The organism is Caulobacter sp. (assembly GCF_965279145.1).
Classification (GTDB): domain Bacteria; phylum Pseudomonadota; class Alphaproteobacteria; order Caulobacterales; family Caulobacteraceae; genus Caulobacter.
The window spans coordinates 4,204,032-4,218,719 of record NZ_OZ257139.1 but is presented as its reverse complement, the minus strand read 5'-3'; the positions used below and the strand labels follow the sequence as shown (position 1 = coordinate 4,218,719).

Here is a 14,688-nt window from a genome sequence, read left to right as displayed (position 1 = left end):
TCATTGCTCCACGAGGCTGGGGCGCCAGGCCAGAGTCTTGCGCTCCAGCGTGCGGACGAGGGCGTCGGCGCCGAGGCCGAGCAGGGCGTAGACGAGCAGGCAGACGACGATGATGTCGGTGCGCATGAAGTCGCGGGCGTTGTTGATCAGGTGGCCCAGGCCGGCCTGGGCGTTGATCTGTTCGGCCACCACCAGCACCAGCACCGCGACGCCCAGGGCGTAGCGCAGGCCCACGAAGAACGAGGGCAGGGCGCCGGGCAGGATCACCTCGCGGATCAGCGACCAGCCCGACAGGCCAAAGCTGCGGGCCGCCTCGACCAGCCGCACGTCGACGCCCCGGATGCCGGCGAAGAGGTTCAGATAGAGCGGGAAGGTGGCCGCGACCGCGATCAGGGTGATCTTCGGCGCCTCGCCGATGCCGAACCAGACGATGAACAGAGGGGTCAGGGCCAGGGACGGGATGGTTCGCTTGATCTGCATCAGCGGGTCGACCAGCGTCTCGCCCCAGCGAGACAGGCCCGAGACCAGCCCCAAGGTCACGGCGACGGTCAGGGCCGCCGCCAACCCAGCGGCGGCGCGGCCAAGCGACACCAGAAGATTTGACGGCAGCTCGCCCGAAATCGTCAGCTCCCAGGCGGTTTTCGCGACGGCGGAGGGAGCGGCCAGAACCCGTTCGGGGATCAGACCCGCCCGCGAGCCCAGTTCCCAGATGAGGAGCAGGATGATTGGCGACAGCCAGCGGGCGCGCGACAGATCAGGCCAACGCCATGATCCGGTTGAAGAATTTCTGTGGGTCTCCGCCAGAGACATTGAGGCCCTTCCACGCTGTGAGCCGTTGCGGCGCAAGCGCCTTTGGTCCACAGAGAAGGCGATCTAATTCCTACCAGATCAATAGACTTATCCTCAGGGGTCTTATTAGAGTTTCTCAAGGGCGGGCCATGGCCACCAATCTTCCGACCGAACTTCTGCGCAGCTTCGTGGCCATCGTCGACAGCGGCTCGATGCTGCGCGCGACCGAGCGCGTCTTCGTCACCCAGTCGGCGCTCAGCCTGCAGATGAAGCGCCTGGAAGAGACGGTGCTGACGCCGCTGTTCCATCGTGACGGTCGCCGTCTGGTGCTGACCCCGGCGGGCCAGACCCTGCTTCCTCGTGCTCGGGAAATCCTGGCGCTCAATGACCAGGCCGTCGTGGCCTTGACGGGCGACACCCTGGCCGGCCCAGCCCGTGTGGGTTTGGTGCAGGACTTCGCCGAGACCCTGCTGTCGGGTGTGCTGGCGCGGTTTTCAAAACTCAATCCCGACACCCAGTTGCAGGTGCGGGTGGCCGGCTCGCCCGAACTGCTGGAGTTGCTGGGCAGCGACCGTCTCGACGTCATCCTGTGCATGGGGCCGCCTGACGATCCCGCCGCCGTGCGTGTCGCGCCGATGGTCTGGCATGGCGACGAGGCCCTGGCCGAGCAGGCCGTGTTGCCGATCGCCATTCTTGAGGCGCCCTGCCGTTTTCGCGACGCGGCTCTGGCCGCGCTCGATCGGGAAGGGCGCGCCTATCGGGTGGCCCTGGAAACACCCAGTCTTTCGGCCTTGCGGGCCGCGGTTCAGGCCGGCCTCGCGGTCACCTGCCGGACGGTGCTTTTCCTGCCCGGCAGTCCGCCTCTTGAGGCGGTGGGTTTGCCGGAATTGCCGCAGGTCGCCTATGTCCAGCGAACAAATGATTCACCGCATGCATCGATCTTGAAGCTCGGACAATTGGTTCACGCGGCCGCCATTGAGCTCTGATCCATGATTTTGGCTTAAGAGATATATTTTAGATCCACATTGATCTTAGCTCGTCACGCATATTTTTGATCGCGATATATAAAATGCTCAAATGGCGAGAAGAAATACTCTATCGATGAAGTAAAGTTTCCCCGTCAAGGTTTCCCCCGGCGCCGCATCGACGGTGCGTTTGCTTCTTTCAAGACCAGGAAGGCGCGGGGCATCGATCCCCGTGCAGGGGATGACCTTGACCTTTTCGATCCGCGCCGCTCGCCGGCCGCTTCTACGTTTGGCGCTTCTGACCTGCGTGTCCGCCTTCGCCGTTTCCGCCGTCGCCGCTGAAGTTCCGGTCGATCCCGCCGTCGATGGCGCAACGGCGCTGGACAGCGTCATCGTCACCGGCGTGCGCGGCGTCCGGCGCACGGTCGCCGACAGCCCGGCGCCCGTCGACGTGATCAGCGGCGAGCAATTGCTGACCACCGGTAAGGTCGGTCTCAAGGAGGTGCTCAACACCCTGATCCCGTCGTTCAACCTGCCGGGCATCAATGGCGGCGGCACGTCCTGGACGGTGCGAGCCATCACCCTGCGCGGATTGAACGGCGACCAGGCCCTATTCCTGGTCAATGGTAAGCGCCGCCACACCACGTCGCTGATCAACAACCTGGCTCGGGTCGGGCGCGGCGGCGTGCCGGTGGATCTGGATTTCATCCCCGCGTCGGCCATCGAGCGGATCGAGGTGCTGCGCGACGGAGCCTCGGCCCAGTACGGCTCGGACGCCATCGCCGGCGTGGTCAACATCATCCTGAAGAAGGACGCGAAAGGCGGGTCGTTCAGCTACACCGGCGGCCAGAACTATTTGGGTGACGGCGACACGCGTTCGGCGACCCTGAACTATGGTCTGCCGCTCGGCGACGACGGCGGCTTCGTCAGCCTGGCGCTGAACTGGAAGAACAACGAGGCCGCCTCGCGCGCCGTGCCCTCGCGCGCCCAATACATCTTTCAGCCCACGGTCACGACCGTCGGCGGCGTCACCACGGTCACGGCCGATTCCCGCGACGCCACGGCCGACCGCTACTTCTGGGGCCAGAGCTACGGTCCCGGCGAGGAAGACATCCTGGCGGCGTCCTACAATGCCGAACTGCCCTGGAAGGACCTGACGCTCTATTCGTCGGGCACGCTCAGCCACCGGTCGTCCAGGAAGGTGACCGGCAGCTTCCTGCCCAACCTCGCGCCCGTGGCCGGCGTCACGGCGGGCCGACCTCAGAACCGCAACTCGCTGCCCGAGGTCTATCCCTATGGCTTCAACGCCCTGCGGAGGATCTTCGAGACCGACTTCCAGACCAGCTTCGGCGCACGCGGCGTCAAGGCGGGCTGGGACTGGGACCTCTCCACCACCCTTGCCCAGGATCACGCCCAGCTCGACGCCCAGAACACGCTCAACGCCACGCTGGGTCCGAGCAGCCCGACCTATTTCCACCTGTCGACCCACGAGTTCCAGCAGGTCACGACCAACCTGGATGTAACGCGGGAGTTCAAGGGCCTCACGCCGCAGCCGCTGCAGGTCTCCTGGGGTCTGGAGCAGCGCTATGAGCGGTTCCTGATCGAGGCCGGCGACGAGGCCTCCTATGTTGTCGGGAGCTACGTCATTCCGGCTGGACAGCCGTTCGCCGGGCTGCGCCCCAATCCCGGTCTGGCGTCATATGCCGGCACGGCGCCGCGGGACGCCGGCTCCGCGACCCGCGACAGCTACGCGGCCTATGTCGATATCGGGACCAACCTGACCAGCAACTGGTATGTCGGGGCGGCCCTGCGGCATGAGCGTTTCACGCGCAGCGTCGGCGACACCACCAGCGGCAAGTTCACCACGCGCTGGGAGTTCCTGCCCGGCTATGCCGTGCGGGCCACGGTCAGCAACGGTTTCCGCGCGCCGTCCCTGGGCCAGTCGGTATTCGCCAGCTCGACCATCTCGGCCAGCCTGTGCCCGGCCGCGCCCAACAACACCTTCCGCGGCGCGCCATGCGTGGCGGGCGAGTATCTGAGCTTTCCCATCAAGGTGCTGCGTCCCGACAGCGCCGAAGCCGCCGCCCTGGGCGCGACGCCGCTCAAGCCCGAGACCTCGACCAATTACAGCGTCGGGATCACCGCCGAGCCGGTCCGCCGGCTGCGCGTGACGCTGGACGCCTACCAGATCGATATCGACGACCGCATCGTCGACACCAGCAACCTTGATCTCAACATCGCCCAGCTGGCCTCGCAGCCGACCCTGGCCCCGCTGTTGGCCCGCTTCCCGCAGGGCCTGACGGCGACCTACTATACCAACGCCGTCTCCACCCGGACGACGGGCGTGGACCTTGTCGGCGAGTACAGCTTCGACCTGGGCGACGCCGGCCGGGTCAACCTCAACGCCGCCTACGCCTTCAACAAGACCAAGATCCGCGAGCGGTTGGCGACGCCGGCGATCCTCAAGGCGGTCAATCCCAACCTCGTGCTGTTCGACCGGCAGAAGATCGCCGACCTGACCATTGGGACGCCCCGCGAGAAGGTCATTCTTGGCGCGGTCTGGAGCCGGGACAAGCTCACGGCCAGCCTGCGCTCGACCCGCTACGGCGAATATACCGAGGCCGGAACCTCGGCGAGCCTGGACCGGGTCTTCAGTCCCAAGTGGGTGACCGATCTCGATCTCTCCTGGGACGTGCGACCGACGACCAACGTAGCGATTGGGGCCAACAACCTGTTCGACGAGCATCCCGACAAGATCGGGATCATCAACGCCGACACGGGCCTGAACCAGTTTGGCATGTTCTCGCCCTTCGGCATCACCGGCGGCTACTACTACGCCCGCCTGACCCAGCAGTTCTGAGGTGGGCGCGATGCTGAGACATTCTGTTTTCGCCGGTCTGGCGCTGGCTCTGACGCTCGCGGGTTGCGGCCCGAAGGACGGCGGTCAGCTCCTAAAGGTCGGCAGCCAGCGCGGCGGCACGAAGGCGGCGCTGGTCGCCTCCGGCGCCCTGGAAGGTGCGCCCTACAAGATCGAGTGGAGCGAGTTTCCCGCCGCCCAGCCGCTGCTGGAGGCGCTGTCAGCGGGAGCGGTGGATCTGGGCGAGGCCGGCGACGCGCCGTTCCTGTTCGCCTACGCCGGCGGGGCCAGGATCAAGGCGGTGCAGGCCGGCAAGAGCGGGGGCTCTGCGACGGCGATCCTGGTGCCCAAGGGCTCGCCGATCCGCACCGTGGCCGACATGAGGGGCAAGAAGGTCGCCACGGGGCGGGGCTCGATCGGTCACTACCTGTTGCTGCGCTTGATCGAGGACGCCGGCCTGAAGCCGACGGACGTGTCGGTGGTCTTCCTGTCACCCGGCGACGCCAAGGCCGCCTTCAGCAGCGGCGCGATCGACGCTTGGGTGACCTGGGGCTCCTATGTCGCCCTGGCGCGCCTGCATGATGACGCCACGATCCTGGCCGACGGCGAAGGCGTGATGAGCGGGCTTGGTTACGAGGCGGCCAGCGAGCCGGCGATCACCGGCAAGCGGCCGCAGATCGAGGACTTCTTGCGCCGCCTGGCCAAGGCCCGGCGCTGGACCGCCGCGCACCCGAAGGAATTCGCCGCCGTTCTGTCGAAGGAGACCGGCCTGTCGCCCGAGGTCGCGCTCTACACCGTCGAACGCTATCGCGCCGAGCCCGCCGCCATCGACGCTGCTGCCATCGCCGAGGCCAAGGCCGTGCTCGACCGGTTCCGCACCAGTGGCGCGGTCAAGTCGAACCGCGATCCCGCCGACGCCTTTGACGCCTCGTTCAACGCGACGATCCAGCCGTGACGATCCACCTAGCCGAGGAAACCCGCACCATGAGCCTCAATCAGCAATTGGCCGCCCTGCATGCCGAGCGCGTGCGCACCTGGGACCCAGCCGCCCTGCAGATCAATATCGATCAACGCCGGATCTTGGTGGAAACCGCCGATCCGGCGGCCTGGATCAAGGAAGGCGACAGCGTCGAGCCCTTCGTTCTGAAGGATGTCGAGGGGGGCGATCTGACCCTCGAAAGCCTCACAGCCACCGGCCCGGCGGTGCTGATCTTCTTCCGCTTCGCCGGATGCCCGGCCTGCAACATCGCCTTGCCCTACTACGACAAGGCCCTGGCGCTGGCCCTGCGCGACGTCGGCGCGACCCTGGTGGCCGTCAGCCCGCAGGTTCCCGACCGCCTGATCGAGATCCGCCAACGCCACGGCCTGTCTTTCAAGGTCGCGTCGGATATCGGCAACGCGCTGGGGCGTCGTTTTGGCATTCTCTACACGGCCGACGAGGCCAGCCAGGCCGCGCAGCGCGCCAAGGGCGGCTTCATCGGCGACACCACCGGCACGGGGACCTGGGAATTGCCCCAGCCCGCCGTGGTGGTGATCGGCCATGACCGCATCGCTCGCTTTGTCGACGTCAGTCCCGACTGGCTGGTCCGCACCGAGGCCGACGCCATCGTCGCCGCCGTTCGCGACATCACCCTCGTTCCCGCCGAATAGACCGGAGTCCTTCTCATGGCCGCTACCCAAAACCCTGGCCGTCAAATCAAGCTCGGCTTCATCCTTCACGGCGTCGGCCCCGGCTGGGGCGACTGGCGTCATCCCGACGCCCAGCCGACCGCCAGCACCGATTTCCAGTTCTACAAACGCCAGGCGCAGGTCGCCGAGGCCGGCAAGTTCGACTTCCTGTTCGTCGCCGACAGCGTCTACATCACCGAGAAGTCCAGCCCGCACTACCTGAACCGCTTTGAGCCGCTGACCATCCTGTCGGCCCTGGCCGGAGCCACCAACAATATCGGTCTCGTGGCCACCCTGACGGTCAGCTACAGCGAGCCGTTCAACGTCGCCCGTCAGTTCGCCTCGCTCGACCACATCAGCGGCGGTCGCGCGGGCTGGAACGTCGTCACATCCTGGCTGGAAGGCAGCGCCGCCAATTACAGCCGCGAAAAGCACTACGCCCACGATGTGCGCTATCGGCTGGCGGGAGAGTATCTCGACGTTGTCCAGGGGCTTTGGGACTCCTGGGAGGACGACGCCCTGACCTTCAACAAGGCCTCTGGCGAGTTCTTCGATCCGGCCAAGCTGCATACCCTCAATCACAAGGGCGAGTTCTTCTCGGTGAAGGGGCCGCTGAATATCTCGCGCTCGCCTCAGGGCCAGCCGGTTATCTTCCAGGCCGGCGCGTCGGAAGACGGCAAGAACTTCGCCGCTCAGCGCGCGGACGCCATCTTCGTCTCGCACGAGGAGCTGGACGCCGCCCAAGCCTATTACAAGGACGTCAAGGCGCGGGCGGCCGGCTTCGGGCGCGATCCTGACCAGTTGCACATCCTGCCGTCAGCGCGGCCAGTGGTTGGCCGCACACCGGAGGAGGCGGAGGCCAAGTACCAGGAACTGATCAATCTGGTGTCGATCGAGAACGCCCTGTCGATGTTGGGGCGTCCGTTCAACGACTACGATTTCAGCCCCCACGACCTGGACGGGCCGTTCCCCCGCGAGGCGTTCACCTATGGGGCCAACTCGAACCTCAGCGCGAGCCAGAAGGTCCTCGCCGCCATCGAGGCCGAGGATCTCACCCTGCGCCAGGTCGCCCTCCGCTTCGCCACCCCGCGCGGTCATTTCGTCGGGACGCCGGAACAGGTCGCAGACAGCCTGCAGAACTGGTTCGAGGCGCGCGGCAGCGATGGCTTCGTGCTGTTCGAGAGCCTTCCCGGGCAACTGGAACTGTTCGTGGAGCTGGTCGTGCCGATCCTGCAGGCGCGGGGCGTTTATCGCCGCGACTACGACGGGCCGACATTCCGGGAGAACCTTGGCCTGGACTATCCCGTAAACCGCTATGCGAGCCGGCTGGAGGCCGCGGAATAGGCGAGGGGGCTGGGCGCGGGCGGACGAAGAGTTCATGGGGGATCTCCTATCTGCAGGCGGTCCTCCGATCTTCAGACAGCAAAGGGAGGCCCCGCCATTTCAGGCTAGTCCGCGGCGCCAGCGCAGGCTTCACACATGCCGCGCGATCGGCTTGTCCGTCGGTGCAATTTGGGTGTTGGAGCATGGCTTCGAGGCCTGCGGCTCACCCGTTCCGAACAGTTTGCAGCGGTCGCGGGTTTCAGTTCGCAGGACTATTTCCCGCGAGTAGGTGGTTCATTCGTACGAGCATCATGCCGACTTTCGTTCGGAGAGCGCCTCGACTTCGCTATGGTAAGTCGCGCCCGATTGTCCCCACTCGGGTTCGACGCCGACGTTCGAGAGTTCTCTTCGGCGGGGACAGTCAGGCCGAGCCGGTGGACCAAGGGTCTCTGTACGGAGCTCCAATTCCGGACCCACCAGATCTATCTCATTGAAAAATCCGTCTTGTTGGCCGGCCGGCAGGCAAGTCATGGGGGGAGCGCGCGCCAACGCCTAGACGCCCCTAGCGCAGCGAGCGGTCGTCGCGGAAATTTTGGTATAGTCCAGATACTGTCGCCTGTTGTGGCGCAAGCCGCCTGGAGCCCACCTTCGCTGCAAAGAGGCGTCCACGAGGAACAGGGCCGACAGTCGCAAGACCGGACCCATGACCCTGAAAGGCCCTGAGTCGGCCTAGACCCTTCTGACGCTCATGAGCTCAGCTTGTAACGCAGGTGTCACAAAGGCTGGCCGCACTCAAGTAACCCCTCGCCGCGGGGTTTCGACGCCGACGGGCGGAGCGACAGGCAGCTTCCGCTCTCGTCTTCACTCCGCGTCTGTCGCTGTATCGCCAACTTTCGGCGCCTGAATGACGGATTTCCTGCTCGGCGTCGGCAACTGTCACGGAGATGTTGTCGCAAGCTGCTTTAAGCGCCTGGTCCATACCAGTTGGGGCAGGGGAACACCTATGTCGAAGCAATATCCTGTTCGAGCCATGCGCCCGAACCTCAAGAACCTTTTGCTGGCCACCGTTTCGGTGATGGTCGTCGGAGCCAGCTCGTCGGTTGCCTATGCGCAGCAGGCCTCGAGCGCGCCGGCGTCCGGCGACGTGGTCGACGAGGTCGTCGTCACGGGCTTCCGGAAGTCGCTGGCCGACGCCCGCAACATCAAGCGGGAGTCCGTCATCCAGAAGGACGCCATCGTCGCTGAAGACATGGCGAAGTTCCCGGAACTGAACCTCGCCGAATCGCTGCAGCGCCTGCCGGGCGTTCAGATCACGCGCGAGGCGGGCGAGGGCCGGCGGATCTCGCTGCGCGGTCTTGGCCCGGATTTCTCCCGCGTGCAGCTGAACGGCATGGAAGTTCTGGGCAACGTCGACTCCGCGCAGGACAGCCGTGGCCAGCGCTCGCGCGACCGCGCTTTCGACTTCAACATCTTCGCCTCAGAGCTGTTCTCGAAGGTCGAGGTCGAAAAGACCTTCGAAGCCGCCCAGAACGAAGGCGGGATGGCCGGCACGGTCGGCCTGTTTACCGGCAAGCCGTTCGACTACAAGCCGGGCTCCAAGGGCGCGGTCTCGCTCAAGCTGGGCACCAACCAATACACCAAAGACGCGCAGCCGCGCATCGCCGCGCTGTTCAGCCATAACTGGGGCGACAAGTTCGGCGTGGCCGTGTCGGTCGCCTACAGCAAGCGTGAGACCACGGAGCAGGGCCACAATACCTACAACTACTCCCACCCGAGCGCGTCGACCCTGCAGGGTTTGGTCGCCAAGGGGCTGAACATCTCCAAGCTGAGCGCCTCTCAGCAGGCCAAGTTCCTGTCGGGCGACCTGTATTTCGCGGACGGCAACCGCATCTCCTCATGGGACTCCAAGATGGAGCGCCTGGGCCTGACCGGCGCCGTGCAGTGGAAGCCGGTCGACAACCTGCTGCTGACGCTGGATGTGCTGCACGGCGAGTTTACCACCCATCGTGACGAGATGCATCTGGCCACTCGCCCGCTGGCCTCGACGGGCTCGGTGGCGTTCGACACCAAGGCCAACGGTGTCTGGCCGGCCCAGTTCCAGACGGGTTCGGTGATCAACAACCTGGCCTGGGACAGCAGCAACTACGTCACCATGACGGATGTCACGGGCACGACCTTCGGCAGCGAGCACCGCCGGTCGCTGAACGAAAACCGCTTCGACCAGGTCGCCCTGACCGGCAAGTGGGACCTGTCTGATCGCCTGACGATCGACGGCCACGTCGGCTACGAGAAGTCGACCTACAAGACGCCTTATGACGACAAGCTCTATATGCGCGCCAAGGGCAACCTGGTCGCCAACTATGGCGCTGACGGCCAGTCGGCGACGTTCCAGTATCCGAACTGGGATCCGACCAATCCCGCCAACTACGCCATGGACTCGTTCTACTATCGCGGCTTCAACAACAAGTCGGAGCTCCGCGAGGGCGTTCTGAACGCGCGCTACGAACTGTCCGACGTGTGGACCGTGCGGGCCGGCGCCGCCTATCACAAATTCTCGCAGGGCGGCATCGACCTGTTCTACGACGACAACGTCAATGGCACCCGGTCCAAGACGCGCGGGACTTCGGTCGCCGACATCAGCTCGGTGTTCACCAACAGCTTCGGGTCCTGGCTGGTCGGCGACTACGCCAAGGCCTTCGCGAAGTATAACGAGTACCACCGGTTCGGGCCCAACAAGGACGGCACGGGCGGCGCGCTCCAGGACATCGAAAACGTCTACGAAACCACGGAAGAGACCGTTTCCGAGTACGTGCAGGCGGACTGGGACAGCGAGCTCTTCGGCAAGACCTTCCGGGGCAACATCGGCCTGCGCGGCTATCAGACCGACACCCACAGCACCGGCTGGATCCAGGGCGACAGCTATGCCTACCTGGGCACCACCAACGTCGAGGGCAGCTATTCGGGCGTTCTGCCGTCGCTGAATACGGTGCTGGAGATGACGCCGGACGTTCTGGTGCGCTTCTCCGCCACGCAGAACCTGAACCGTCCCGGCCTGGGCTCCATGGCCGCCAAGGGCAGCGCGTTCCAGGGTAATGAGGCCTGCACGATCGCGGCCAACGGCGTCAATGATTGCAAAATCACGGCGTCGCGCGGCAATCCCAATCTGAAGCCCTACAAGGACACGACGCTGGATCTGGCGGTCGAATACTATTTCGGCAAGGCTGGCCTGCTTTCCGCGGGCGTGTTCCAGAAGAACATCACGAACTTCATCGGTTCGCTGACCCTCGAGAACGTCCCCTTCAGCCAAACGGGCGTGCCATCCGGCACGATCCCCGGCGCCAAGGACAGCACGATCGTCTCGGAATTCTCGATGCCGATCAATGTCGCGGGCAAGAAGAAGCTGACGGGTATCGAACTGGCCGCTCAGAGCCAGCTGTCGTTCCTGCCGGCGCCGTTCGACAATCTGGGCGTGGTGGCCAACTATACCTATGTGGACACCCCCCCGGAGCTTACGGGCATCTCGAAGACCAGCTACAACGCCACGATCTACTATGAGACCGATAGCTGGGGCGCCCGCGCTTCAGTCAGCCAACGTGACCGCTGGTTCTCCGGGCGCAACGACTCCGTCATGAGCGCGAGCACGCGAGGCTTCCAGGGGTCCACCTATGTGGACGCCGCGGCCTTCGTGAACATCAGCGAAAAGCTGCAGATCACGCTGGATGCGATCAATCTGACCAACCAGAAGGACACGCAGTTCTGGGGTCAGAACGAATATCTCTACAACCAGACCCAGAGCGGCAAGACCTACATGCTGGGGCTGAGCTACAAGTTCTAGACCACTGACTGTTTGACTGTGCGCCCCGCCGCCCTGGTGGCGGGGCGCTTTTCCGGGTTTGCTGAAACGTGATTGTTTCCCATCGCCACCGCTTCATCTTCGCCGCGGTGCCCAAGACCGGCACCCATTCCGTGCGGCAGGCCCTGCGCGAGCAACTGGGCGACGAGGATGTCGAGCAGGTGGGGCTGTTCGTCGACAAGCGCTTCCCGTGGGAAGATCTGGCGGCGATCCGGCATGGCCACCTCTCATTGCGGCAGGTGCGGCCCTATCTCGGCGAAGAGGCCTTCGCCGGCTATTTCAAGTTCGCCTTCGTGCGCAATCCCTTCGACCGCTTCGTCTCGTACTGCGCCTTCATGCTGAGGGGCGGGGACGTCTTTCAGCGGCAGCCACGGGAGGTAATGCGCCACTTCCTGTTCGTGGAGCCGCCGGAAGATCACATCCTTTTCCAGCCGCAGGCGTCGCTGCTGGTCGGGGAGGACGGCACGGCCCTGCTTACCGACCAGGTCGGCCATGTCGAGAATATGCAAGGATCCTATGATGCGATCTGCGCGCGGATCGGCATCAATTCCCGAGCGCTCGATCGCGTCAACGGCAGCAAGCACGGGGACTATCGTCAATACTACGACCAGGCCCTGATCGACGGGGTCGCCGCGCGCTACGCCCAGGATCTGGACCTGTTCGGCTACACCTTCGAAGGCCTGCGATGAGCGCCGTCCGTCCAGAGCCGGCCGCCAACCCGCGCAAGACGACGAGCATCCGCAAGCTCGGTCCGGTCGATATCGCCGCGCTGCGGGCGGCTGTCCTGGCGATCCCTGAGGACGTCTGGGAGGCCGAGAACGCCAGCAAGCCGAACAAGTTCGAGGTTCTCGACGGCACGCGCCATATCGTTTTTCGCTTCATCGACAGTCCCCGCGACTGGCGCGGGTCGCACGATCGCGCGGCCTGGCCGCAATGGCGGGAGATGCTCGAGCCGGTGCTGGAGCAGGCCGTCCGCGACTACGGCTATGCGCGCGGAGTGTTCCCGAGGGTGATGCTGGCGAGGATGCGGCCGGGCGGGGTGATCCTCCCGCACATCGACGCCAATCCCGCCGCGAAGTGGCCGCACAAGATTCACGTGCCGTTGTCGACCAACGCCGGTGTGGTGTCCTTCTTCGGCGGCGGCGAACACCATTTCCCGCCCGGCGAGGCGGTGGAGGTCGACAATCTTGGCCCGCACTGGGTGCGCAATGACGGCGAAACCGATCGCATCCACCTGATCTTCGAATACTACGACGCCGACCAGCCGGACCCCGCCTGGCTGGAGCCGTTCCTGCTGGCCGGCGCCGCGCGGTGAATTTTTCCACCGACTCCAGCGATCGCGACCTGCTCCTGAAGGAGGCCCGGGACCTGCGCTCGCGCCAGCGCATCCCCGAGGCGTTGGCCGTCCTCGCGCGGCTGGAAGGGCTGTATCCCCGGTTCAGCCGACTCTTTCAGGAGCGGGGCCACTGCCATGTCCTGCTTCGGAACGCTCCGGCCGCCATCGACGCGCTTCGGGAGGCGGTGCGCCTGAACCCGACGCTGCCCGCGAGCTGGGACATGCTGGAGCAACTCTACCGCCTGCAGGGCGACGCCGCGCAGGCCGCCGCGGCGGAGCGGCAGTTGTCCACGTTGAGGCAGCTGCCTCCCGAGGTGGTGGTGGCGCACAGCCTTCTGGCCGACGGCGACCTTCCGTCGGCGGAGGAGGTCATCCGGGATTACCTGCGCAAGGATCCCGACAACGTGGGCTCGCTGCGCCTTCTGGCGCGCATCCGCAAGGAACGGGACGCGCCCGAAGAGGCCGAGACGTTGCTCAAATCTGTGCTGGATCGCGCGCCGGATTATCACGCGGCTCGCCTGGACTACGCCATGGTGCTCCTGCAGCAACAGAAGCACCTGCGGGCGCGGCAGGAGGCCGAGCACCTGCTCGGACACGACCCGCACAACCGCGATTACCTCAAGCAGTACGGCGCGGCCTGCATCGGTCTGGGCGACCACGAGCCCGTGATTGATCTCTATGAGACCCTGCTGGCCGGTCAGCCTCAGTCCGGAGCCGAGGTCGCCGATCTGCGTCTGTGGCGGGCGAACGCCCTGAAGATCACGGGCCGGCAGCAGGAGGCCATTCTGGACTATCGCGCCGCTCTGGCGGCTCGACCGGACTACGGCGTGGCCTGGTTCAGCCTCGCCAACCTGAAGACCTATCGCTTCACCGACGATGACGTCGCGCGGATGCGCGCCGCCGAGTGCGGGCCTGACGTTCAGGAAATGGATCGCGTCTATCTGTGCTTCGCGCTGGGAAAGGCGCTGGAGGATCGGGGCGACTACGAAGCCTCCTGGCAGTACTACGAGCGCGGCAACGCGGTGCGGCGCGGCGCCAGCCGCTACCGACCTGAGGGCGCGGAGTCCTGCGCCGAGCGATTGAAGCAGGTCTTCACCGCCGACTTTTTCGCCGCGCGCGCTGGCTGGGGCGTGGCCGACGCGGCGCCTATCTTCATCCTGGGCTTGCCGCGATCGGGCTCGACCCTGATCGAGCAAATCCTCGCCTCGCATTCCCGCGTGGAGGGCACGCAGGAGCTGACCGAAATCGATCGCTATGTCGGCGAACTCTGCGGCCGGGATCCTGACTGCGGCTTGCCCCTGCGCCCTGAGGCCCTGCTGCGCCTGAGCGCGCGGGACGCCCAGCAGCTGGGCGAGCGGTTCTTGGCCGAAACCCACACCTATCGCAGGCTGGGCAAACCGTTCTTCATCGACAAGATGCCCAACAACTTCTGGCACATCGGCCTGATCCACCTGATCCTGCCGCGGTCGATCATTATCGATGTGCGGCGGGAGCCGATGGCGTGCGGCTTCAGCAATCTCAAGCAGCTGTTCGGTGGCGCCAATCAGGAATTCAGCTACGGCGTGGATCACGTCGCTCGCCACTATCGCGCCTATCTCGATCTCATGCGGCATTGGGAAGAGGTGCTGCCGGGGCGGGTGTTGCGGGCGCCCTATGAAGACGTCATCGAGGATCTCGAAGGGAGCGCGCGGCGCATGCTTGAGCACTGCGGATTACCCTTCGAGGCGGCTTGCCTGACATTCCACGAGACCCGGCGCAGCGTGCGAACGCCCAGCTCCGAGCAGGTTCGCCAGCCCATCGGACGGGAAGGGCTGGAGCAATGGCGTCACTACGCGCCCTGGCTCACGCCGCTGCGGGACACGCTGGGCGATGCCTTGATGCGCTATCGGGACTGACC

Annotated in this window: 10 protein-coding genes; 9 read left to right on the top strand and 1 reads right to left on the bottom strand. The window is 65.3% G+C overall.

From position 1 onward, the window contains the following. The gene (locus ACQY9P_RS19690; RefSeq protein WP_421737542.1) at window positions 1-810 is read right to left on the bottom strand and encodes an ABC transporter permease; all 810 of its coding nucleotides are present in this window, start codon (window positions 808-810) and stop codon (window positions 1-3) included. Window positions 811-938: 128 nt separating this feature from the next. Here ACQY9P_RS19690 and ACQY9P_RS19685 point away from each other — a divergent pair, with 128 nt between their 5' ends. The 9 genes from ACQY9P_RS19685 (at window position 939) to ACQY9P_RS19645 (ending at window position 14,686) form a co-directional block, all read left to right on the top strand. Continuing rightward, complete coding sequence (locus tag ACQY9P_RS19685) at window positions 939-1,775, top strand: LysR substrate-binding domain-containing protein (protein WP_421737543.1); 837 nt, start codon at window positions 939-941, stop codon at window positions 1,773-1,775. Window positions 1,776-1,995: 220 nt separating this feature from the next. Beyond that, window positions 1,996-4,614, top strand: a complete 2,619-nt coding sequence (locus ACQY9P_RS19680; protein ID WP_421737544.1) for a TonB-dependent receptor plug domain-containing protein — start codon at window positions 1,996-1,998, stop codon at window positions 4,612-4,614. Window positions 4,615-4,624: 10 nt separating this feature from the next. After that, a complete protein-coding gene (locus ACQY9P_RS19675) occupies window positions 4,625-5,566 on the top strand; it encodes an ABC transporter substrate-binding protein (protein WP_421737545.1) in 942 nt (313 codons plus the stop codon). Continuing rightward, on the top strand, window positions 5,563-6,261 hold the full coding sequence (locus ACQY9P_RS19670; RefSeq protein WP_421737546.1) for a peroxiredoxin-like family protein: 699 nt from the start codon (window positions 5,563-5,565) through the stop codon (window positions 6,259-6,261). Before ACQY9P_RS19675 ends, ACQY9P_RS19670 begins: the two co-directional genes overlap by 4 nt. A gap of 15 nt (window positions 6,262-6,276) precedes the next feature. Next, the gene (locus ACQY9P_RS19665) at window positions 6,277-7,623 is read left to right on the top strand and encodes an LLM class flavin-dependent oxidoreductase (RefSeq protein ID WP_421737547.1); all 1,347 of its coding nucleotides are present in this window, start codon (window positions 6,277-6,279) and stop codon (window positions 7,621-7,623) included. Between the two features lie 982 nt (window positions 7,624-8,605). Then, window positions 8,606-11,437, top strand: coding sequence for a TonB-dependent receptor (locus ACQY9P_RS19660; protein WP_421737548.1), 2,832 nt, complete (start codon window positions 8,606-8,608; stop codon window positions 11,435-11,437). A 68-nt stretch (window positions 11,438-11,505) separates the two neighbouring features. Continuing rightward, window positions 11,506-12,144 (top strand): sulfotransferase family 2 domain-containing protein, encoded by a 639-nt coding sequence (locus tag ACQY9P_RS19655; protein WP_421737549.1) that lies wholly within the window; start codon window positions 11,506-11,508, stop codon window positions 12,142-12,144. Continuing rightward, complete coding sequence (locus tag ACQY9P_RS19650; protein WP_421737550.1) at window positions 12,141-12,770, top strand: aspartyl/asparaginyl beta-hydroxylase domain-containing protein; 630 nt, start codon at window positions 12,141-12,143, stop codon at window positions 12,768-12,770. The genes ACQY9P_RS19655 and ACQY9P_RS19650 overlap by 4 nt, the downstream gene beginning before the upstream one ends. After that, on the top strand, window positions 12,767-14,686 hold the full coding sequence (locus ACQY9P_RS19645; RefSeq protein WP_421737551.1) for a tetratricopeptide repeat-containing sulfotransferase family protein: 1,920 nt from the start codon (window positions 12,767-12,769) through the stop codon (window positions 14,684-14,686). The genes ACQY9P_RS19650 and ACQY9P_RS19645 overlap by 4 nt, the downstream gene beginning before the upstream one ends. Window positions 14,687-14,688 lie beyond the last annotated feature (2 nt).

Coding starts and splice junctions, on each gene's coding strand:
- ACQY9P_RS19665 (WP_421737547.1), top strand. CDS start 6,277: ATGGCCGCTACCCAAAACCCTGGCCGTCAAATCAAGCTCGGCTTCATC.
- ACQY9P_RS19690 (WP_421737542.1), bottom strand. CDS start 810: ATGTCTCTGGCGGAGACCCACAGAAATTCTTCAACCGGATCATGGCGT.
- ACQY9P_RS19660 (WP_421737548.1), top strand. CDS start 8,606: ATGTCGAAGCAATATCCTGTTCGAGCCATGCGCCCGAACCTCAAGAAC.
- ACQY9P_RS19650 (WP_421737550.1), top strand. CDS start 12,141: ATGAGCGCCGTCCGTCCAGAGCCGGCCGCCAACCCGCGCAAGACGACG.
- ACQY9P_RS19685 (WP_421737543.1), top strand. CDS start 939: ATGGCCACCAATCTTCCGACCGAACTTCTGCGCAGCTTCGTGGCCATC.
- ACQY9P_RS19675 (WP_421737545.1), top strand. CDS start 4,625: ATGCTGAGACATTCTGTTTTCGCCGGTCTGGCGCTGGCTCTGACGCTC.
- ACQY9P_RS19680 (WP_421737544.1), top strand. CDS start 1,996: ATGACCTTGACCTTTTCGATCCGCGCCGCTCGCCGGCCGCTTCTACGT.